Origin of the sequence: Winogradskyella ursingii (genome assembly GCF_013403975.1) — a bacterium.
Taxonomy (GTDB): Bacteria; Bacteroidota; Bacteroidia; order Flavobacteriales; family Flavobacteriaceae; genus Winogradskyella; species Winogradskyella ursingii.
On record NZ_JABFDH010000001.1, the window covers coordinates 245,723 to 266,088 of the forward strand.

At 34.4% G+C, this 20,366-nt stretch carries 21 protein-coding genes; 12 read left to right on the top strand and 9 right to left on the bottom strand.

Going from position 1 to position 20,366, the window contains the following annotated elements; all coding sequences use genetic code 11:
- Genes HM983_RS01155 through HM983_RS01165 form a run of 3 tightly spaced genes read left to right on the top strand, consistent with a single transcriptional unit; the run spans position 1 to position 3,961 of the window.
- Complete coding sequence (locus HM983_RS01155) at positions 1 to 2,304, top strand: M56 family metallopeptidase (RefSeq protein WP_179343446.1); 2,304 nt, start codon at positions 1 to 3, stop codon at positions 2,302 to 2,304.
- Positions 2,305 to 2,316: 12 nt separating this feature from the next.
- Positions 2,317 to 3,444 (top strand): tetratricopeptide repeat protein, encoded by a 1,128-nt coding sequence (locus tag HM983_RS01160; RefSeq protein WP_179343448.1) that lies wholly within the window; start codon positions 2,317 to 2,319, stop codon positions 3,442 to 3,444.
- Between the two features lie 40 nt (positions 3,445 to 3,484).
- On the top strand, positions 3,485 to 3,961 hold the full coding sequence (locus tag HM983_RS01165; protein WP_179343450.1) for a hypothetical protein: 477 nt from the start codon (positions 3,485 to 3,487) through the stop codon (positions 3,959 to 3,961).
- A gap of 25 nt (positions 3,962 to 3,986) precedes the next feature.
- Here HM983_RS01165 and HM983_RS01170 read toward each other — a convergent pair whose 3' ends face one another.
- The 4 genes from HM983_RS01170 to HM983_RS01185 form a co-directional block, all read right to left on the bottom strand.
- On the bottom strand, positions 3,987 to 4,724 hold the full coding sequence (locus HM983_RS01170; RefSeq protein WP_179343452.1) for a Bax inhibitor-1/YccA family protein: 738 nt from the start codon (positions 4,722 to 4,724) through the stop codon (positions 3,987 to 3,989).
- Positions 4,725 to 5,585, bottom strand: a complete 861-nt coding sequence (locus tag HM983_RS01175; protein WP_179343454.1) for a hypothetical protein — start codon at positions 5,583 to 5,585, stop codon at positions 4,725 to 4,727.
- Between the two features lie 62 nt (positions 5,586 to 5,647).
- Positions 5,648 to 6,799 (bottom strand): glycosyltransferase family 2 protein, encoded by a 1,152-nt coding sequence (locus HM983_RS01180; RefSeq protein ID WP_179343455.1) that lies wholly within the window; start codon positions 6,797 to 6,799, stop codon positions 5,648 to 5,650.
- The gene (locus tag HM983_RS01185; RefSeq protein ID WP_179343457.1) at positions 6,796 to 7,767 is read right to left on the bottom strand and encodes a lysylphosphatidylglycerol synthase domain-containing protein; all 972 of its coding nucleotides are present in this window, start codon (positions 7,765 to 7,767) and stop codon (positions 6,796 to 6,798) included. Before HM983_RS01185 ends, HM983_RS01180 begins: the two co-directional genes overlap by 4 nt.
- Between HM983_RS01185 and HM983_RS01190 the strand changes: the two genes are divergently transcribed.
- From HM983_RS01190 to HM983_RS01230, 9 genes are all read left to right on the top strand, one after another.
- On the top strand, positions 7,766 to 8,434 hold the full coding sequence (locus HM983_RS01190; protein ID WP_246277435.1) for a cell envelope biogenesis protein OmpA: 669 nt from the start codon (positions 7,766 to 7,768) through the stop codon (positions 8,432 to 8,434). The genes HM983_RS01185 and HM983_RS01190 overlap by 2 nt on opposite strands.
- A 4-nt stretch (positions 8,435 to 8,438) precedes the next feature.
- On the top strand, positions 8,439 to 8,993 hold the full coding sequence (gene ruvC / locus HM983_RS01195) for a crossover junction endodeoxyribonuclease RuvC (protein WP_179343459.1): 555 nt from the start codon (positions 8,439 to 8,441) through the stop codon (positions 8,991 to 8,993).
- Between the two features lie 104 nt (positions 8,994 to 9,097).
- Positions 9,098 to 10,216, top strand: coding sequence for a radical SAM family heme chaperone HemW (gene hemW / locus HM983_RS01200; RefSeq protein ID WP_317166938.1), 1,119 nt, complete (start codon positions 9,098 to 9,100; stop codon positions 10,214 to 10,216).
- A gap of 15 nt (positions 10,217 to 10,231) precedes the next feature.
- A complete protein-coding gene (locus HM983_RS01205) occupies positions 10,232 to 10,981 on the top strand; it encodes a cyclase family protein (protein WP_179343463.1) in 750 nt (249 codons plus the stop codon).
- A 66-nt stretch (positions 10,982 to 11,047) separates the two neighbouring features.
- Positions 11,048 to 11,656, top strand: a complete 609-nt coding sequence (locus HM983_RS01210; protein WP_179343465.1) for a DUF4230 domain-containing protein — start codon at positions 11,048 to 11,050, stop codon at positions 11,654 to 11,656.
- A 115-nt stretch (positions 11,657 to 11,771) separates the two neighbouring features.
- Positions 11,772 to 12,134 carry an MmcQ/YjbR family DNA-binding protein gene (locus tag HM983_RS01215; RefSeq protein ID WP_179343466.1) on the top strand — a complete coding sequence of 121 codons (363 nt, stop codon included), beginning with the start codon at positions 11,772 to 11,774 and terminating at the stop codon, positions 12,132 to 12,134.
- Between the two features lie 28 nt (positions 12,135 to 12,162).
- The gene (locus tag HM983_RS01220) at positions 12,163 to 12,741 is read left to right on the top strand and encodes a PhnA domain-containing protein (protein ID WP_179343468.1); all 579 of its coding nucleotides are present in this window, start codon (positions 12,163 to 12,165) and stop codon (positions 12,739 to 12,741) included.
- Positions 12,742 to 12,979: 238 nt separating this feature from the next.
- Positions 12,980 to 13,246, top strand: coding sequence for a DUF1272 domain-containing protein (locus tag HM983_RS01225; protein ID WP_179343470.1), 267 nt, complete (start codon positions 12,980 to 12,982; stop codon positions 13,244 to 13,246).
- 220 nt (positions 13,247 to 13,466) lie between these two features.
- Complete coding sequence (locus tag HM983_RS01230) at positions 13,467 to 13,757, top strand: STAS domain-containing protein (RefSeq protein WP_179343472.1); 291 nt, start codon at positions 13,467 to 13,469, stop codon at positions 13,755 to 13,757.
- A 114-nt stretch (positions 13,758 to 13,871) separates the two neighbouring features.
- On the opposite strand, the gene HM983_RS01235 is transcribed toward HM983_RS01230, so the two are convergent.
- The 5 genes from HM983_RS01235 to HM983_RS01255 all read right to left on the bottom strand — a co-directional run bounded on the left by HM983_RS01235 (position 13,872) and on the right by HM983_RS01255 (position 20,364).
- Entirely contained in the window at positions 13,872 to 14,315 is a 444-nt protein-coding gene (locus tag HM983_RS01235) for a YybH family protein (RefSeq protein ID WP_179343474.1), read from the bottom strand.
- Positions 14,316 to 14,466: 151 nt separating this feature from the next.
- On the bottom strand, positions 14,467 to 15,567 hold the full coding sequence (locus tag HM983_RS01240) for a DUF4407 domain-containing protein (RefSeq protein WP_179343476.1): 1,101 nt from the start codon (positions 15,565 to 15,567) through the stop codon (positions 14,467 to 14,469).
- A 107-nt stretch (positions 15,568 to 15,674) separates the two neighbouring features.
- Positions 15,675 to 18,653 (bottom strand): M56 family metallopeptidase, encoded by a 2,979-nt coding sequence (locus HM983_RS01245; RefSeq protein WP_179343478.1) that lies wholly within the window; start codon positions 18,651 to 18,653, stop codon positions 15,675 to 15,677.
- Positions 18,654 to 18,655: 2 nt separating this feature from the next.
- Positions 18,656 to 19,021, bottom strand: coding sequence for a BlaI/MecI/CopY family transcriptional regulator (locus tag HM983_RS01250; RefSeq protein ID WP_179343480.1), 366 nt, complete (start codon positions 19,019 to 19,021; stop codon positions 18,656 to 18,658).
- Between the two features lie 92 nt (positions 19,022 to 19,113).
- Positions 19,114 to 20,364 (bottom strand): DoxX family protein, encoded by a 1,251-nt coding sequence (locus HM983_RS01255; RefSeq protein WP_179343482.1) that lies wholly within the window; start codon positions 20,362 to 20,364, stop codon positions 19,114 to 19,116.
- Positions 20,365 to 20,366 lie beyond the last annotated feature (2 nt).

The following is a 20,366-nucleotide window of genomic DNA, read 5'->3' on the forward strand; positions in this document are numbered from 1 at the left end:
ATGTTATATACTATTCTTCAGATTATGGCATTTCAGGCACTATTTTTAATGGTTTACGATTTGTTTTTAAAACGAGAAACATTCTTTAATTATAATAGAATCTACTTGCTCATAACTTCAGTGTTGTCTCTGGTTTTGCCTTTCATTAAATTACCGAAACTTCAAAAAATTGCACCTTCCGAAATGGTGATTCATCTGCCTGAAGTCTTTATTGGAACAAAAATACCAACGGCAGATGAGGTGTTCGTTGCAAAGCAGGTAGGCATTATTTTAGAACAACCCGAAACACCATTATGGCAAACTATATTTATAATTGGTCTGGCAGTGGCCACATTTATTTTTGTTTGTAAAATCGCAAAGCTATTTTGGTTGAAGTCCAAAAATCCAAAGCGTTGGCACGGTAATGTTCTTATTGTTAATCTGATAAAGAGCAGTGCGGCTTTTTCGTTTTTCAATACCATTTTCTTAGGTGAAAGAATTTCCGAAACCGAAAGACCTTCTATTTACAAGCATGAATTGGTACACATTAAGGAATACCACACGGTCGATTTACTGTTTTTTGAGATATTGAAAGTCGCTATGTGGTTTAACCCTCTAATTTATATTTACCAAAGCAGAATAAAAGAGTTGCACGAATACATTGCAGACTCTAAAGCTGTAAAACAAAACGGAAAGTTGGATTATTATCAGAGTTTACTCAGCCAAGTCTTTGATGTGAACAATGTGTCCTTTACCAATACATTTTTTAAAAAATCATTAATTAAAAAACGAATAGCTATGTTACAGAAATCAAAATCCAAACAGCTTAATCTTATAAAATACGCCCTTTTAATCCCTATGGTTTTTGGAATGCTCATTTATACTTCTGCCGAAGTGAGAGCACAGGAAAAGGCTGAAACTAGAGTTGAAAATAATCAGGAATTAACGGATGAAGAGCTTCAGCAAAAGTACTATGAGGAGATAAAAAGAATGGCTGCAAATAATGTACCTTTTACTGAGATAGCTAATTATGCAGGAATCAAAGAAAACACATATAAATACATAGTCTCACGTGAAGAGTACCTTAAGATGAATGCTTACATGCAGTACATCATGGATCAAGGCATTCAAAGAAAATCTGATAAAGGGATATTAACAGATGCAGATTTAATTATAGCTGAATCTATAACTTCTAAGAAGCATAAAACTTATAAAGAATTTCGAGCTTGGTTACATACAGATGAGGCAAAGAGAAATTGGGAAAGTATAAACCGTGATGGTATTTTGAGATTGTATGTAGAAGATGCGGCTAATAAAACGGATGAAGAACAAAAACGGTATGAATCATTAGTAAAACAAATACAGAAAGATAATCAGTTCAATAAACTTATTGTAGCAGACCAAACATCCACGATGGTTTTAACTGATTTTACGGATGCAGATTCACCTTCGGAACCACTGATTTCTCCGGCAGTAGAAATTGTTGAAGTTCCATTTTCTGTTATAGAAGAAGTTCCAACACTACCAGAGTGTCAAGATTTGGAAACTAATGAAGAACGCAAAAAATGCATGAGCCAGTTTGTGTCCAAGCATGTCAATAGAAATTTCAATATAGGTTTAGCCGATTCATTAAATTTAAAAGGTCGTCAACGTATTTTTGTGTCATTCAAAATAGATACAAATGGTGACATAGCTAGTGTCAGAGCTAGAGGGCCACATCCAGAATTGGAAACTGAGGCAAAAAGAGTGATTAAAACGTTGCCGCAATTTATTCCTGGAACACAAAAAGGCAAAGTTGTAACTGTGCCTTATTCTTTACCAATTGTGTTTCAAATTGATAATGACGACTCCTCAAATGATAAAAAAACCAACGACACATTATCGGAAGAAAAACGCAAGGAGCTACTCACAAAATATATAGAGCGAAGTATGAGCAATTACAATAAAGATGCTGTTCCATTTTCTACAGTAGATTTGGTGCCAGCATATCAAGATTGTGAACTCATAACAGATAATGAAGAACGAAAAAAATGCACTAACAGTTCAATTTTCAGCTTTGTCAACAAAAATTTTAATACCAATTTAGCTAAGACTTTAGGATTGGGAACAAAAAAACAGCTCATTTTTGTACAATTTAAAATTAATCTTGAAGGTAATGTTACCGACGCAAGTGCTAGAGGAGCGCATCCCGAGTTAGAAAAGGAAGCGGTGAGAGTTGTCTCGTCAATGCCAAAATTTACTCCAGGATCTCACAATGGCAAAACAGTAAAAGTAAATTATTCATTACCAATTGTTTTTCAAGTTGCAGCAACTAAAAAAGATTAAATCAATTCTTAAATGAAATTCAACCACCTACTTATTGCGCTCTTTTTTGTATGTGTTGCAACTGCTCAAAATTCAGATGATGCGAAGCAATTATTTGCCACCGGTAATTACACAAAGGCCATTGAAGCATTCAGTAGTTTAGAAGATAAAGATGAGTTTTACGACAAAATTGCCAAATCGTATGTCGCCCTTGGTAATTATGACCAAGCGCTCAACAACTACAAAATGGCAATAGCAGCTAATGGCAATGATGACCTTTTAAAATACGAATACGCAAAACTGCTGTCCCGAACCAAAAATTATGACGAAGCCAGTGAACTATTCAAAAATATTATTAAAAAAGACAGCCTAAATCCCAATTACCATTACGAATTGGGTTTGGTACTGGAAAAGCAACGAGATTCCACAGCGACAGAAAAATTCATGTCAGCTTTTGGATTGGATTACACCCATCAAAAAGCCATTTTTAAGCTCGCCAAGCATCATTTAATCAAAAGAGAATTTGAAGTTACCCACGGTTTTGCTGACAAAGGATTGGAAAGTTATCCCAATAATGTAGAATTGATTAGCCTAAAGGCCCAGGCCTATTATTATCAAGAATATTACACGCATGCTATAGAGTGGTTCAAAAAGCTTTTGGATATGGGCGAGGAATCTGAATTTATACATGAGAAATTAAGCTTAAGTTACGCACAGAATTCAGACTATCACGATGCAATAAAACATAGAAAATTGGCTTTAAAATACAATCCTTTAGATGCCAGAGCTATGTATGTTATTGGTACTTATTACGAACGTTTAAAGGATTTTGAAAATGCCGAAACTTACATATCAAGTTCGTTAAAACTTCAGGATGTGCCGCTTTCTAACGAATACCGAAGGTTGGGCACAATCTTGAATCGACAAAAAAAGTACGAAGAAGCGATAAAAGCATTTCAAATAGCATTAAAAGAAGATCCAACGGACATGATGACCGAGTTTTATTTGGTCAGAACAAAGGATGAATTTTATAAAGATTTGGATACAAAAATTAAACTGTATAAAAACTATATAGAAAAGCATAAAAAAAGTCCTTTCGTAAGATTTGCAGAACAACGTTTAAAGGAACTCAATCAAGAAAAATTTTTACAAGAAGATTAGAATTTAAAAAAATTGTATTTTCGGTATTATAATGTTGTTAATGAACCGAATTACACTCATTCTTTTACTATTGTTGTTTACATCATGTAATTATTTTGAAAAGAAAAAAGTCTATTCAGATGAATTGCTTGAAGAAGAGTTGCAAACCTTTAATTGGAACGAAGTCGATACCTACCCAACTTTTAGCAACTGTGATTCTTTAACCACAAAAATAGATACCAAAACCTGTTTTCAGAATACATTATTATCTCACGTCAATACTTATTTAGGGTTACAAAACATAGCGGTTTCAAAAGATGTAAATGATACCATTAAGTTGAAACTTATAATTAATAAACAAGGTGTTTTAGAAGTTGATTCCATCAATGTGAAACAAGAAACAACTTCTGAAATCCCTAAAATTGATAGCTTGTTGCGAGAAAGTTTTAACGATATTCCAAAGATTTATCCAGCAATAAAAAGAGGTCAGCAAGTTACGACTGTATTCGTTTTGCCAGTTATTGTAAAGATTGATTGATTTTTAGTGGCTGAGCCTTTCGAAGTTAAAACCTAATTGCCAACTTCTGCATCAACCTTAAAGTCTCGATATATAACCAAATTAGAGTAGCCAAAAGTCCCCACGTAGCCAACCATTCTTTCCTTTTGGGTGCTTTATTTTTATAGCGTTCTATATAATCAAAATCCAAAAGTAAAGCAAAAGACGCAGCAATGGCAGCAACAATATTAAATACAATGGCAACCCAAGACGTTCCCCATAAATAGGATTTAATCCCGAAAAAACTCAAAATCCAAGAAATTAGATACACTACCATAATACTAGCGCAAACGGTAATGATAACACTTCGTAGTTTTTTGGTCACCACAATTATCCGAGTCTGATACAATAATAGCATCACAAAAAAAGTGATAATTGTAACACCTATGGCCTGATAGGGTAACTCAGAAAAATTACGGTGTGCATAGGCAGAAAATCCACCAAGAAAAACACCTTTTGCGACGATGTAAAGTGGAACCAAATAAGGTGCCCAATGTTGTCTTACGGAAATTAAAACGCTGATGATTATCGCTGCCAGCATGCCACCTAGCGTGAACCATTTCATGGACATGCCCTCTTCATTCAATTTCCATAAGTAAGTTGTGATAGCTGCAATGACTAGAATTCCAATGAATGATTTTACAAAAATCCCAAAAACGGACATGGTTTTATCGGACGATTTTCCATCATCCCAAAAATAGCCATTAAAAACAGGATTGGAAGTTCTTAAATTGCGCAGACCCATTTAAAGATTGAATTTGTAGCCTACGGAAAAGTCAAGCGGAAAATTATCCTGATTGTCAAAACCGACCGCAAATAATTCACCTAAAATAAATGTCAAATAACCGTTATCCGCAACTTTAATGTCTGTTCCTATACCAAAGATAAGAGGTAAGTCAAAAGAAGTGTCATTAGCGTTGGCCTCCATATCATCAGCATCAATAAAGGTGATATTAACAAAATTAATGGTGGCCAGTTTTACCTGAGCATAAAGAGAAAACTTTGATGTGTTCACAACTCTGAAACGGTAGCCAAGTGACAATTCTGTTGCAGAATAAGAAAATTCGTCCGTTTCAAAAGCGTGTCTCAATTGCAAAAATCCTGAATGCCTGGCGAGATTCGTTTCGTAAATTTCGAGCTCAGCGCCCACAAGTGGTGCTTTAATATTGTCAGGATTGGTCACAAAAGGGTTGTTTGTAATTCCACCAGAAAAGCCAAGTCTAAATTTCACTTTACTCTCAATTAGCGTTGAGGTGTAAGTAGCATCAGTTGAAGTATTATAGGCATCAATAAAACTTCTCAGACTATACAGCGTTAATTTTACGTCATCCGTATTTCTGCCGTTAGTAATGTTCTTCAACGTCGCTTTATATTCCTCTTGAAAATCACCATTGGGTGTTTTGCTGTTTTTTAGTTCGGTAATGGTACCTTCTGCATTTCTTACAAAATAGCGGTATTGATTGTCAATAACATTCCAAAGTAAATCAATTTTGCCATCAATTTCTGTTTTAAGTTCTATGGTTTCTCCATTGATGGTGTAGGTGTCCTGTCCAAAGCTATTGTAGCTCAGTGCAAAAAGAAAACAAATGAGGATATACTTTTTCATTATTTGAGATTTTATGAGATCTGGGAATCTTAACGTAAATCTACCAAAAATTTTAATAGAACTTATTTTTTGAACGTTCTACCTTTCCATTTGTAAGGTTGAAATAGGCTCAATGTAGCAACGTAAACTGAAAAAATCGGATAAATAAATGACGATATAAAATATGAAATCAGCAGTGATTCTTGCTTAAAGAATCGAGCTGTTTTAAATAAGATGAGAAAGTCTATACAAAATTTAATAACGAATAATGCCACAGCAACTCTAAAGCTCAATAGGTTAAATACTACCAATGGAATCAACATCAAACTCGCTAAATTTGCCAAAAAAACAATAAGACCCACCATTTTTCCGAACCAATTATCATAAGCACTGGTTTTAGAAGCCCAGCGAATACGTTGCTGAATTAATCCAGATACAGAATCAACAGCTTTTGTTATCACAATAGCTTTTTCGGTTTTGAGATAGTGTACTTTTTTTGGATTATGTTTCAAAAATTTCTCGAGTAGAAATACATCATCGCCACTGGCAATTTCGGTGTTACCTTCAAAACCATTTACAGATTTAAAAGTTTCTAATCGATAGGCAAAGTTAGCACCATTGCACAAAAAAGGTTTTTTTAAACCAAACCCAGCGATGGTTGCACCTTGCAAACTCAAAAAATCCAAAGTTTGAAAACGCTTTAAAAATGAAGAATTATCCATGTAAGTGATTGGCGCGATCATACAATTAGGGTTTTGAGTTTGGATGTATTCATCAAAAGCATCGAGCCAATATTTAGGTAAAACACAGTCTGCGTCTGTGGTGATGATCCAATCGTATTTTGCGTTTTCAATGGCTGTAGTTATGGCATCTTTTTTTGGTGAATTTGAAGTTCTTTTATTGTGAATGATTACAAAGTCGTTAGATTGAGTGTCCCCACTTTTTTGTCGTGATGTATCGAGAATATTTTGAGTAATTTTTACAGATTCGTCCTCAGATCCATCATCTACCAAAATCACTTCAAAAAGCGATGAAGTATAATTCAACTTAAAAATGGAATCCAATAATCGCGGTAAATTTTCAGCTTCATTTCTAAACGGAATAACAACTGAAAATTTAGTTTTCGAATCTAAATCCTGAAGTTTAAAATCTTCAACTTTATCGAATGAAACACTTAGTAATCCTATAAGAATTAAGTAAGCTACAATGATAACGATAACTATAATTGAAATCATTCTTCTTCGGTTTTTGGTAATTTAAAATTTAACACATAATAACTTCCAAATAAACTCGGAACCACAAAATTCAAGAGCCACATGATTGTTGTGATTGACAAAATCGTCAATTCATTTACTTCAACATATCCGAATAAAAAAACAGCAACACCTCCTTTAATCACCACATCGAAAATTGAAATTGATGGTACTAGAGAAGCCAGAAAATACATGCTGGTTATCACCACCATAGCTTTACTGTAATCGACGTCAACCCCAAATACGGTCAATAAATAGTAAAACTGAAATGAAAAAATCAAATAACGAATAAGTGACAACAACAGAGTTACTGCATGGTGCTTTACTGACATTTCTTTGAGGAAATCAAATATACGTTGTAGCGAAAATCCTTTGATTTTAAATTTGTCGTGCCGCAATCCGAAAGCCACAAATAAACTCAGAATAATAAGAATACCAACTAATCGCGCAATTTTGTAATAGTCTATATCAATCTGATAGTGATTCACAAAAACAATAAATCCAATAACACCAAAAAAAGTAGTAATGGTCATCTGCGCCATATTACCTAGAAGGTTAAGCAAAACAATTTTTTTGCGATGGCCTTTGGAATAATATACTGCTTTGGCGCCATAATCACCAATACGGTTGGGCGTAATCAGTGAGGCAGTCAATCCACCTAAACTTTGTTCCAATGCATTTTTAAATGAAATATTCTTGATTGTTTTAACCAAATGCTGCCATTTGATAATTTCAAAAAACCAATTAAAAATGCTCAAAATGATCAAAAAAATGATGTTTTTAGTTGAAAAAATCTCTTTTTTACGCAAAAAATCCAAAAATGTGTTGAGTTGAAGATTTTCGTTTTCAACAATTTTAGCATAAATAAAATAAAAAGCGCCAACTACGATGCTCAACTTAATAAGTACAAAGAAGAATTGTTTAGTTTTGTAATGCACATTGTAAAACATGCCACAAATTAAACCAAAAAACCCACAGATGTTCAAAAAATTAAGACCATACCTTTTGGTTTTTGCCTTGGTCGCTTCGACCATGAGCTGTTTTGCACAATTTACCGAAAACAAAAAATGGAAAGCGCTTTTTGCCGTTGGTATTAACTATCCAACAACCGATGGTTTTGTGAAAAGCACCTATGCACAACCAGTAAATTTTCCTACGATTAATATTGGGTTACAGCATATGTTAAAACGGCAATATGGTGTGCGATTGGATTTTGGATATAACCGTTTTGAGAACGATGAAGATTCACCAGAATTCAAAATCAACTATTCCCGAATCAACGCTCAATTTGTTTACGATCCAACAGAATATATTGGGTTTTTGCCGGATAATATTCACGTTGCTGCACACGCAGGTCCTGGTTTCTCTTTTACCAAACCTTTAAGTGATTTAGGTGATAACAAACAAAGCTACCTCAATGTTATGTTTGGTGGTGAAGTGCACTACGCCATCAACAGAAAAGTATCTGTTTACACCGACGTCTCATATATTTATGGATTAACATCTTTAGATGATTACGACCCAGTTCTGGATGGTTTAGGAGCTTTTAATGGTAGTGTATTAAACGTTACCTTTGGCTTATCGGTATCCTTGAGTGGCTGCCAATATTGCGATTGATATTATGAGCAAAGAACAAATTATATTAGGGATTGACCCAGGAACAACCATTATGGGTTTTGGGCTTATAAAAATTGTCGGAAAACAAATGGAGTTCATGCAGCTCAATGAATTACAGTTGAAAAAATACGACGACCATTATCTGAAATTAAAACTCATTTTTGAACGTACCGTCGAATTAATTGACACCTATCACCCAGACGAAATTGCTATTGAAGCACCTTTTTTTGGTAAAAACGTACAGAGTATGCTCAAACTTGGAAGAGCACAAGGTGTCGCTATGGCAGCAGGATTATCGCGTGAAATTCCAATTACAGAATATTCGCCTAAAAAAATAAAAATGGCCATTACCGGAAACGGAAATGCCAGTAAAGAACAGGTTGCCAAAATGTTGCAAAGTTTATTAAAGTTGAAAACATTGCCCAAAAATCTTGATTCTACGGACGGCTTGGCGGCGGCAGTTTGTCATTTTTATAACCAAGGGAGAGTGGAAGTTGGTAAAAGCTATACGGGTTGGGCTGCATTTGTAAAGCAAAATGAAGGACGAGTTAAAAAGTAAGCAGTTTCATTATTTAACTTACTTCATAAACATTAAAAGAATAATTTTCTGACTGCAAATTGCGACTGAATACTGACAACTAAATGAGCGGCATCTACATTCACATACCATTCTGCAAACAAGCTTGCCACTATTGTGATTTTCATTTTTCAACATCAGTGAAAAAGAAAGATGAATTGATTAAGGCATTGTCAAAAGAGATGGAATTGCGCAAGGATGAATTCAAAAATCAAACTGTCGTAACCATTTATTTTGGAGGAGGCACACCAAGCTTATTAACCAGTGGTGAATTACGATTTTTAATTGATGCGATTTACAAAAACTTTGAAGTCGCAGCCAATCCAGAAATTACTTTGGAAGCTAATCCAGATGATTTGTCGAAAACTAGAATACTCGAACTATCTAAAGGTCCAATAAATCGATTATCCATTGGTGTTCAATCTTTTTTTGAAAGGGATTTAAATCTCATGAATAGGGCACATAATGCAAACGAAGCAAAAGCATGTTTGGAAGAGGTGACAAAACACTTTGATAATATTTCAGTTGATTTAATTTACGGAATTCCAAATGCTACAAACGAACAATGGTTGGAAAATATAGAGACGGCATTGAGTTTCAATATTCCTCATATTTCGAGTTATGCATTAACAGTTGAGCCTAAAACGGCTTTGGCTTCGTTTATAGAAAAAGGAATTATTGAGGATGTAGATGACGACCAGGCGCATGAGCAATTTCATATATTGAAAGATAAATTGGAAGCGTCAGGATTTGTACATTATGAGTTATCCAATTTTGGAAAAGAGGGTTATTTTAGCAGAAATAATTCAGCTTACTGGCAAGGAAAATCTTATTTGGGAATTGGTCCTTCGGCACATTCATTTAATGGTAAACAGCGTGGTTGGAATGTTAGAAACAATTCAACTTACATTAAAAAAATTCAACAAAAGGAATTACCAATTGAATGTGAAACCTTAACAACGACAGATCAGTATAATGAATATATTATGACAGGTCTGCGGACTATTTGGGGAGTATCGTTACAAAAAGTTGACAAGGATTTTGGAAACAGCTACAAAGATTACCTCTTGGAGCAGGCGCAGATTTTTATTAATCAACATTTATTGTATATTGATGAAGGGCATTTGCGCGTCACCAAGAAAGGTCAATTTTTGAGCGACGGTATTGCTTCAGAGCTATTTAAATTAAACATAAAAAAGACTTGAAATATTTCAGCATAAATGATTACAACCATACAATACAATTCAAGAAAATTAAAAATCGATTTAACCAAGCCTTTGGATATTTCCATCCCATTGCGAGGTAATGACACTAATGTAAATGCGTGGTACATCGATCACCCGACCATTAAACCTGAGGTGGTCGATGGTGATACAATTAGTGTGACAGAAGGTGCTTCGGTAAATTTTAATACTATAAATTTTAATCCTCATGCTCATGGTACGCATACAGAAACTGTGGGTCATTTGACGGAAAAATCGTATCCCATAAACAAGCATTTAAAGCAGTTTTTCTTTTTGGCCGAAGTGATTTCGGTAGCACCAGAAGTGTACCTTAAAGACAAGGTAATTTCGGCTAAACAATTACAATTTGCTTTAGGTAATAAGAAACGCGATGCTTTAATTATTAGAACTATGCCTAATACTAAAGCTAAAAAGTCGAGACATTATTCGCATACCAATTGGACCTATTTTAGGGAAGATGCCATAGAATTATTAGTAAGAAAGGGGATTAAACACTTACTTGTAGATACGCCGAGTATAGATAGGGAAGAAGATGGTGGAGAATTACGTGCGCACAGAGCATTTTGGAACTTAAACGGCAATATTAGAGAGGACGCGACAATTACAGAAATGATTTATGTCCCAAATAAGGTTAACGACGGTACTTATTTTCTGAATTTACAGATAGCACCTTTTGAAAATGATGCCTCACCGAGCAAACCTATTTTATATAAAATTTTAGATTAACTTTTGTGGTGCTAACCCGATAATGTTCAGGATCATGCAGCATCTCAAATTATTAAAAACAAATTTTTGGAAACATTTTTTATAGTCATCATAAGTATTTTGGTCACTTTGGCGTTGGTCACAATCTTCAAACAAATCCGAAACACCAAAAGAACCAATGAGCAGTCAGTTTTACTTTTAGACAAAATAAAGCGTGTCTGTAAATTTATAACAGTTGAAGGTGACTTCGCAGAAATTTACCATTACGAAGATGTAAAAGCCAAATTCCTGAAACTCGTTTCAAGTCGAAAAAAAGCATTGGTCGTCATCAATGCAAAAGCACATGTTGGATTTGATTTGGGTAAGGTAGAAATGCGATCCAATACAAAAACAAAAACGGTCATGTTGTCCCATTTTCCACAACCAGAAGTACTGTCCATTGAAACTAACATCAATTATTACGACAAAAAAGATGGTATGTTCAATAGATTTGAAGCAGCAGATTTAACGGATTTAAACTCTAAAGCAAAAGCGCATATTTTAGATAAAGTACCAGAAAGTGGACTGTACAATATAGCGAAACAAGAAGCTTTAGAGGCGATTCAACTTATTGAAAATTTGGTAGAGACAATCGGTTGGACACTTGATTATTCAGCTTTGGAAATTGAAGGTGACGAAACAAAACAGCTCAAATAGAATAAAGAGGACTTGCAAGGTTTTCAAATCGTTGAAGGTTTTAATAAATATTAAAAGAAATGCCACATTGGGCTAAAATAAAAAGCTCATTCTCTTTTGGGAAGGTTGAGATGTGATGAATATAGAACAATTCAGAAATTATTGCATGAACAAAAAGCAAGTCACGGAACACTTTCCGTTTGATAATGATACACTTGTTTTTAAAGTTTGCAATAAAATGTTTGCACTTGCTTCGTTAAAAAAATGGGAAGAAGGTAACGGCTTTATCAACTTAAAATGTGATCCGGATTACGCTCAAGAACTTAGAGCAGAATTCGATTGTATTAAGGAAGGCTATCACATGCACAAAAAACAATGGAATAGCGTTTATATTAATACTGATGAAATATCACCAAAGCTCTTAGTAGATTTAATTGATCATTCTTACGATTTAGTGGTAAAAGGGTTGCCTAAAAAGTTGAGGGATACACTCAATTAAGTTTACATTTGTATCACATTTCAAGTTTATGTCATTAGAGAAAGAATTACAGCAGCGCAGCAACAACAAATGTGAGCTTTGCGGAAACGAAGAATATCTATCGGTTTATACTGTCCCAGATGTAGTAGAAAACGAGCTAAAAACTGCTCTTTACGCATGCAATATATGCGTAGAACAAATGGAAGATCCAGAAACGATAGACGCTAATCACTGGCGCTGTCTTAACGATAGTATGTGGAGCGAGCACCAGGCAGTTAAAATTATGGCCTGGCGAATGCTCAACCGCTTAAAGGCCGAAGGTTGGCCACAAGATTTGCTGGCGATGATGTATATGGAAGATGATACGCTGGAATTAGCAAAAGCTTCTGGTGATGGTGAGGCAGAAGAGGATAAAGTTATTCATAGGGATGTTAATGGTGTGATACTCGAACAGGGAGATTCCGTAGTACTTATCAAAGATTTAAAAGTAAAAGGCTCAAGTATGGTCGCCAAACAAGGTGCGGCAGTCAGAAACATCAGGTTAGATCATGAAAATGCGGAATATATTGAAGGCAAGGTGGATGGCCAGCAGATTGTTATTATTACACAATATGTTAAGAAAATTTAATTTTTCATTTCAACCGTCTAGTCAGCAGGACAAGTCTAACTTAATGAAAAACTTTAATCTTGGTCCTTTTTATTGAAGAAGCCGAAACTCAGCGGAACCATAAATACCAGAAATAAATACTTACCTGTAACTAACCCGTAAAGAGTTATAGTTGCTAAAATAATCATTAGTATAACTTTGTATTTATATTTCATGCTATAAAATTAATGTTCTATAAAAACATTTACAAGGTGACACAATGTTAGAAATTAGACCAACCTGTGAAAACTGTAATAAAGATTTACCTGTAGAATCTGATAATGCGATGATCTGCACATTCGAATGTACGTTTTGTGCAAATTGTACCGAGCTGTTAAAAGATGTCTGCCCTAATTGTGGTGGTGGGTTTGAAAAACGTCCTATTAGGCCAGCGCATCTATTAAATAAATATCCAGTATCTAAAGTTGTAGTCTATAAGCCTGTGGAAATCAGTGCCCACCTTCAAAAAATTAATTCCAGTAAGTAGAATCGCCACAAGCTTTACATTCCCATATCTATTTGTCAATGTGTTGTTTGTCGAAAAAAAAAACAATTAAATCCTAATAAACCAATCTTATTTGCCATTGGTCGAAATAATCTTTTGGTGTCTAAAATACTTTCGATATTTAGGTATTCCCTAAGATTAATAGCACCAAATTTACTGATTAATAGCGCCCAATTATTAATGAACCTAAAAGCATTGTATTATGGATTTACAAATTACAAATTACAACAACAATTATCAGATTAAAGGAAGTTTGAATAAACTCAACTTAAAGACCTTTAATTCGCATTTTGCCAATATTTTTGATAGAATGGATAATGTACTTATCAATATTGAAAGTGTAAAAAGCATTGATAGAGCAGGCGTAATGGCATTGGCCAAATTACATAATGAATCTATAACAAAGGCTAAAAGTCTATCTATTGTTGGTTTAGGATGTAAGGAGTTATATGACCATTTTAAGACTCAGGAAAATTCTACTGTTGCGGCATAAAGCACCGATTAGATTGTATTAAGGATTAACTATAAAATGTTTCTGACTTAGTATTTTTCGTGATAGATTAATACTCTCGGAAACATTTTCTTTTTGTGAGCATCAAATTCAATTTCAGCAAGACATATCTGCTACAATCTTCCACTCGTCATTTATTTTTTTGAAAATGATAATAAAAACACCGTTTGCATCACCAACTTCACGTTTAAGATGGTATTCTCCCATTACCCAATAATTGTTACCTTCAATTTTAGACACATCGTTAATAATAAAGTTTAACGTGCCACTTTCAGCTTTTGTCGGGTAGCCTCTTTTATAATTATCTAATGTATTTTGCCAGCCTTTGGTAAGTCCATTGCTGCCGTAAAATTTTAGTGAATCGCTTTTCCAGTAGCCTTGCATAAAACCTTCAAGGTCATGATTGTTCCAAGCGGTTTCCTGGTCTGACATAACTTTTTGAATGGCGGATTTGGCATTTTCTATAGATTGGGTATCTGTCTGGTTTTGAGTGCCGCAATTAAAAAGAAGTAAAGCGAAAAAGATGTAGAGTAGTTTCATTACAATTAGAATTTACGTTTGTTAAATGTAATAAACCTAGCTTAAAAAATTGTATCAAGATGCAAACCAACACTATTGTTTTAATAGTTCTCGATCCAATGCTTATAAAATCACACCACTCAAACTAACGAGTGTGTTTTATAGCTTAAATTTAAAGCACACCCTTCTGCTTTTTCAAAAATGCATCGGCTTGGTGTTGCATGAGTTCGCGAGCCCTTTTGCGTTTGTAATTCATGATTTCTTCCTCGTCGGCAATTTCTGTATATACCCTATTATTAATGTCGTTATCTGTTTTAACTAATAACTGGCGCTCTGCCACTTGTTGGGTAACCCAAGATTTTACCACAGTTTCCTGATCTTCTAATCTGAAGTCAAACTCACCTTTTGGTGATAATAACTTTGCAATTATTGGAGAGGTTTCAATAGCCAAGAACAATAGGAAAATAAAGAATGAAGGTAACCACGGCAATGCGCCTAATGCAGTAATACGAGCCATTAAGCCATCGAAATTGTCAATGATAGGTTGGGATTCTGAAACATTGGCGTTATACGCACCTTGAAGCGATAAGATTTCATTCTCAAGAGCTTCAATTTTAGTTTTATTATCTGTTTTTAATTGTTGCAATTCTGCCAGTGCGGCATCGTGCTTTTCACGTTTTTCTTTATATACAGGACCTTTGCCCAATTTCAAAGTTCCGGATGTACCTTCTGCTTCAGTAATGTAAGTGTTGTAAAGTGCATTGACTTCATTTTCTTTGAGGTCAACTTCAGATTGAAGTCCAGCAATTTGACTTTCGAGGTTTGCTATTTTTGGACTGTATTGTTCAGCTATCTGATTTTGATTGGCAAGTGTTAAATCGTTTTTTTGTTCTAACAATACTTGGTTGATTTCTTTTTCAAAAATCTTGAGTTCCAACGGTTTTGAAATAACAACCGCAATGATAATAGCCAAGAAAATTCGAGGTGTTGCCTGAATAATTTCATCTATAACATTATCTCTTTTTTTAATGGTGGAAACAATGTATCGGTCTAGATTAAAAATAAGAAGTCCCCAAACTAACCCAAAAAAAATGGAGGTAAATAAATTGTCAAAAACAGTGTAAAGCGCATAACTCGCCGCAATTGTGGCCATAACTGCCGTAAAAAAAACTGTGGCACCTATGCCAGCATATTTGTTTTGTTCACCATTAGAACATTCGTTGAGGATGTCAGAGTCGGCACCAGAGCAGAGGATGAAGAATTGTTTTAGCATAATGTAATTGATTTGATTGATAGTCTATTAGAACGCTAAAAGTGTGTGTTTGTTACATTATCAAATGAAAAAAGCCTCATTTGTTGAGGCTTTAATCAGTTTTTAATTTAGTCTTCTATCCAAAATTTCACATATCCTTCACTGTTTTTAATATCGGATTGCATACTTATATTAGGTTGGTCTTTAGTAATTTTTAAAATTTCCTCATAAGACACTTTTTTGTCCCTATAATAATAAATTACACTGCTGTTTTTTAAACTTTTAACAAATTCATAAGCTGACTTTGGTGGTGGAGGAGGTGGTAAATTATCCATTTTTACCTCCTTGCCATATTTGTTATAATATGTTGTTTTACCGTAGCTTGTTGTGTAGTAAAATGTTTCACCATTTATATCAACACTGCCTTGTAAATCACTCGGGACTTCAACTACATCGATGACCTCGCCATTTTCCATTGTTGCTTTTCCTACTTTATCTGGATTGGCCTTCATGTATGCGTCAGTAGCTTTCTTCATTTTTGCTTTTTGTTCTGGTGTCGCATTTTTTGGAATTGGTGGTGGAGGCGGAATTTTATTTATGTCCACTTCGTTTCCTTGCTCATCATAATAAGTTGTCTTCCCATTTTTTTGTGAGAAATAATAAGTTACGCCATTTACTTCTATTGGATCAGATACAGCCGGTATTTCTTGAGGTGCAGGTGGAGGTGGTGGTGGAGGAAGAGGATTGTCTTTACCTCCCTTAATAACTTTTGGTGTTTCTGGCGCTGGTGGTGGAGGCGGAGGAGGTGGCGGAATATTTGGCCATGGTTCAGCAGTCTCGCGTTGTGCTTCAGTCATTAAGTTACTGAATATGTTATAGTATTTATCGTAATCTTCTTTCTTAATTCTTGGGTAGTAACTTTTATTATTGCCAGACTCTGCTTTTTTAATGGCCATATTCATTTTTTTTGCCCAAACATCATATTCTGCTATTTCGATAACTGTAGCTCTTTCTGGCGCTGGTGGTGGAGGTGGAGGTGGTGGCCAGTTTGAAAAATTTGGCCAAGGCTCTGCATTTTCTCTTTGTTTTTGAGACATCAATACTTTGTAAATACGCTCGAATTTCTCAAAATCTTTTTGTTTTATAATAGGGTATTCTTTAACTTTTGAAGAACTACGTTCTGCTTTATCAATAGCGTTATTAATTCTTTTAGCCCAAGCGTTGTAGTCAGCTATTTGTTTTTTTGTTGCTTTTTGTTGGTCTAATATTTCATTTACTTTATCCCAGTCTGCTTCATTAGCAGTTTTGAGAATGTCATATTTTTTAAGTAAGACAAAAGTTTTGTTAGTAACCTCTTTCGAAGTTTCTTTATCGGTTTTAAAATAAAGTTTATAATCCTTTGTGTCAGGGATTGATTTCAATAATTTTTCCAATGATTCCAAACTGCCGCGCTCATCATTTATTAAAAATTCATCTTTTCGGTTGATCAATACAGTCAAAGTTTTAGTTTGTTGTTTTGAGTTGACTTCATTAACTGAATTATTCAACGATTGTTTAAGTGAAGATTGTTTCTCTGCTGGTACAGGTGGTGCTGGTAAAATGTTATGTTTTTCTTTTTCCTCTTTGGTAAAAGAACCATAAAACTTATCGGCTTGCGCTTTTATTATTCTAAGTTCAGAATTATCTGTTTGCGGACCTTTTAAGTAGTCTTTAATTGCATTAGAATAGGTTTCTGTAAGTCCTCTATAATCACTTATAAAAGCTTCTTTATAAAATTTATAAAACCCGTCTTTGGTATATAAATTAATTTGAAAGGGCTGAGGAAACTTTTCACTACGTGCATTTTTATGAGCTTTAGAGCCTCTAAAATGTGCAATATCCGTTAAAGAATAGTTGTTTAATTTTGAATTTGAGATATGCTTTCCGTCTAACCAAATGGCAAACTCTTCTTCATTTTTCCATGATTTAAACTGTGCAGCCGTTGGTTCGCTAGGTGTTACAGAATACAAATCAGGAGTTATTTCTTGAAGTAAGGGATGCGTGTCAACCGAGTTACGTTGCTCTTCGCTCATTAGGTCATAAATAGCAGCTAGGCGCTCCCATGTGCCCACAGGTATAATAAGACCTGATGAATCAGTATTTAATTTCTTGATCCAATCCTTGTATTCTAGCATCATAGCTTCTGTAGCACCTGCATTTGTAATTTGGTTTTGAAGTTGTGATACTTGTGACGCTTCTTTCTCAACATATTCTGTTTCAGCAAAACTGTAAAATAGAATAGCAATAATCGGGAGCAATATTAAACTGCTCAACCAAATTCTGGTTTTTGATGTTTGTGTTTTCATAACTGTAAATCGTTTTTTAATTGATGAATAATTTATGGCACTTGATAACTGATAATTATCGGGAGATGAAAATTGCAATAACGTGTTTTGATAAGCCTTGGCATTGATACCATTATTAAGAACAGCTTGATCTGCCAGAAATTCGTGATTTAGTTTTATATGGTGTTTTAGAATGTAGATTAACGGATGGAACCAAAACACGATTTGTAATACTTCTAATACCAAAATATCAATACTGTGTAATTGTTTGGCGTGGGTTTCTTCGTGAAGCATTACTTCTTTTGGTATTTGTTGCGATTCAAACTTTAATTTGTTTAAAAATATATAGTTGAAGAATGAATGCGGAATACGATATTCTTTGAGCAAGACGTAGATAAAAGAATGTTTTGAAATAGTTTGATTTCTTGTAATGCGTCTGTACATTTTGAAGAAATTTACCATAAACCTAATACTGAACAAAAGCACGCCCAGACCATAAATAAGCCAAAGCACAGTTTCTAATTCTAGAAAAGAAGCCTGTTCTATTGGAATTTCAGCATAGGCCAATTCCGTAGGCAATACCATTGGTACAGTTTCTAAATTAGTCGCAACAGGTTCAATATATTCTGTAATGGTCATAGTTGGAATGAGCAATGAAATTGCGATAGCACCTAATAGATAGAAACGCTTAAATTGGTGAGCGCTTTGTTTTTCTAACAAAAGGGCATAGAGCAACCAAAACGCCAACAAGCAACCTGAAAACTTTAAGAGATAGATGTCCATAATTATTTGCTTTTAATTTCTTTGTCAATAATTTGCTTTAACGCCTCTAATTCCGTTTTGGTTAAGTCGGTTTTACGTGTAAAAAAGGAAGCGAATTGTGATGCGCTATCATTAAAAAAGGTTTTAATAAGTCCGTTGACGTGTTTTGAGAAATAGTCTTCTTTTTTTACAAGAGGAAAGTACTCTCTAGATTTTCCGTAGGTGTTATAATTTACAAAGCCCTTGCCTATCATACGTTTTAATAATGTTGCGACCGTTGTAGTTGCTGGTTTTGGCTCAGGATAGGCATCTAATAAATCCTTCATAAAAGCTTTTTCTAGCTTCCAGAGATATTGCATCAGTTGTTCTTCGGATTTTGATAGTTCCATATTCTACAGGTTTAGAGTTAACTCTACAAATGTAGAAATATATTTTATATTCTACAAGTGTAGAGTTAAAATAATTTCGTTTATTAATGGATTTAACGGTTATATGGTCTTTCGTTTATCCAATGGAAGCCTCTTGACCTTAATGGGAAATCATCAAGATTTTTTCTAAATAATGTCACTGATATACTGTCATTATTCAAGCTTCCTTCAAGATTCAAGTAATCTGTATTTTTATATATGTAGTTGATGTTTAGGCTGTCCATTTTGCCATTTTCTGTATACATCGAAATTTTCTTTTGGACCGTATCTAATTTAAAATTATAACGTAAAAGTTCGTCATCAATGGTCTTTACAATAGCGCGGCCTTTATTCTCAATCACTAAATATCGCCATCGGTTGCTGGAAGTAATTAAAGGTGCAATTGTGTCTGAGTTTTTTACAAATAGTTCGCTTTCCCAAATGCCGTAGAGATGCGGTTTATGGTTTTTGTCGGTCACGTTCAACTCACCCAAATAGCCAAGCACACACGCTACAAGTAAGATAATAGGCACGAAAATTTTCTTGAGTTTATTAATGGTTTTATGGTAGCTCTTAGATGATACTGGATGGTAGAACTCATAAGCATTTGTCGCTTTATTTTTAATGAACACAGATGTGAATCTTTTAATATCTGTTACAAATATTACTGATGCCATTAAGATAAGATGGATTGAAAAAAGTTTAACAGGAATATCAAACATTAAATTCATCATTGCCACTTGAGTCATAACACCAATAATGATAAATGAACCCAGAGTGGTGGTTTTTCTTGAAATCAACAGTAAGCCACCAACTATTTCCATGAGCCCAGCGAACACACCAAAACCTTTAGAATAACCCATATAAGTCCAGGCAAGTCCCATAGGGGAAAACTCACCCAAAGGTTGAAGCAAATGTATCAAGGAAGGACTTCTAAATTGAATTTGAAAAACTTTTACGAAACCATACAGCAACATAAATACAATAAGAAACACACGAATCGTGACTAAAAACCAATAGAATAACTTATTGTAACTCGGGCGATTTTTATCTAATAAAGACCAAATAATCGATACGATCACAGCAACAACCGCATTTACAAAAAGTGTAATATAGGCGTAGGTGTGATCGCCACTTCCAAAGCCACTAATGTCAAAATCATAATTAAAACCAAGAATTGTTCTGCCAATCCAGCGGAATGGACTTTCAAAAAGACCGCTGCAAAACATTAAAAAGATGTACAGAACAAAATACGAGAATACGAACCTAAAAGCTATTTTACTTTTGGTACTCCAAACTTCCCGATATTCTTGGCTTAGTAGCATTG

What these genes read in the sequence shown, in the direction of transcription:
- HM983_RS01155 (WP_179343446.1), top strand. Translation starts at nt 1, where the DNA reads ATGTTATATACTATTCTTCAGATTATGGCATTTCAGGCACTATTTTTA.
- HM983_RS01160 (WP_179343448.1), top strand. Translation starts at nt 2,317, where the DNA reads ATGAAATTCAACCACCTACTTATTGCGCTCTTTTTTGTATGTGTTGCA.
- HM983_RS01165 (WP_179343450.1), top strand. Translation starts at nt 3,485, where the DNA reads ATGAACCGAATTACACTCATTCTTTTACTATTGTTGTTTACATCATGT.
- HM983_RS01170 (WP_179343452.1), bottom strand. Translation starts at nt 4,724, where the DNA reads ATGGGTCTGCGCAATTTAAGAACTTCCAATCCTGTTTTTAATGGCTAT.
- HM983_RS01175 (WP_179343454.1), bottom strand. Translation starts at nt 5,585, where the DNA reads ATGAAAAAGTATATCCTCATTTGTTTTCTTTTTGCACTGAGCTACAAT.
- HM983_RS01180 (WP_179343455.1), bottom strand. Translation starts at nt 6,799, where the DNA reads ATGATTTCAATTATAGTTATCGTTATCATTGTAGCTTACTTAATTCTT.
- HM983_RS01190 (WP_246277435.1), top strand. Translation starts at nt 7,766, where the DNA reads ATGCCACAAATTAAACCAAAAAACCCACAGATGTTCAAAAAATTAAGA.
- HM983_RS01185 (WP_179343457.1), bottom strand. Translation starts at nt 7,767, where the DNA reads ATGTTTTACAATGTGCATTACAAAACTAAACAATTCTTCTTTGTACTT.
- ruvC (WP_179343459.1), top strand. Translation starts at nt 8,439, where the DNA reads ATGAGCAAAGAACAAATTATATTAGGGATTGACCCAGGAACAACCATT.
- HM983_RS01205 (WP_179343463.1), top strand. Translation starts at nt 10,232, where the DNA reads ATGATTACAACCATACAATACAATTCAAGAAAATTAAAAATCGATTTA.
- HM983_RS01215 (WP_179343466.1), top strand. Translation starts at nt 11,772, where the DNA reads ATGAATATAGAACAATTCAGAAATTATTGCATGAACAAAAAGCAAGTC.
- HM983_RS01220 (WP_179343468.1), top strand. Translation starts at nt 12,163, where the DNA reads ATGTCATTAGAGAAAGAATTACAGCAGCGCAGCAACAACAAATGTGAG.
- HM983_RS01225 (WP_179343470.1), top strand. Translation starts at nt 12,980, where the DNA reads ATGTTAGAAATTAGACCAACCTGTGAAAACTGTAATAAAGATTTACCT.
- HM983_RS01230 (WP_179343472.1), top strand. Translation starts at nt 13,467, where the DNA reads ATGGATTTACAAATTACAAATTACAACAACAATTATCAGATTAAAGGA.
- HM983_RS01235 (WP_179343474.1), bottom strand. Translation starts at nt 14,315, where the DNA reads ATGAAACTACTCTACATCTTTTTCGCTTTACTTCTTTTTAATTGCGGC.
- HM983_RS01240 (WP_179343476.1), bottom strand. Translation starts at nt 15,567, where the DNA reads ATGCTAAAACAATTCTTCATCCTCTGCTCTGGTGCCGACTCTGACATC.
- HM983_RS01245 (WP_179343478.1), bottom strand. Translation starts at nt 18,653, where the DNA reads ATGGACATCTATCTCTTAAAGTTTTCAGGTTGCTTGTTGGCGTTTTGG.
- HM983_RS01250 (WP_179343480.1), bottom strand. Translation starts at nt 19,021, where the DNA reads ATGGAACTATCAAAATCCGAAGAACAACTGATGCAATATCTCTGGAAG.
- HM983_RS01255 (WP_179343482.1), bottom strand. Translation starts at nt 20,364, where the DNA reads ATGCTACTAAGCCAAGAATATCGGGAAGTTTGGAGTACCAAAAGTAAA.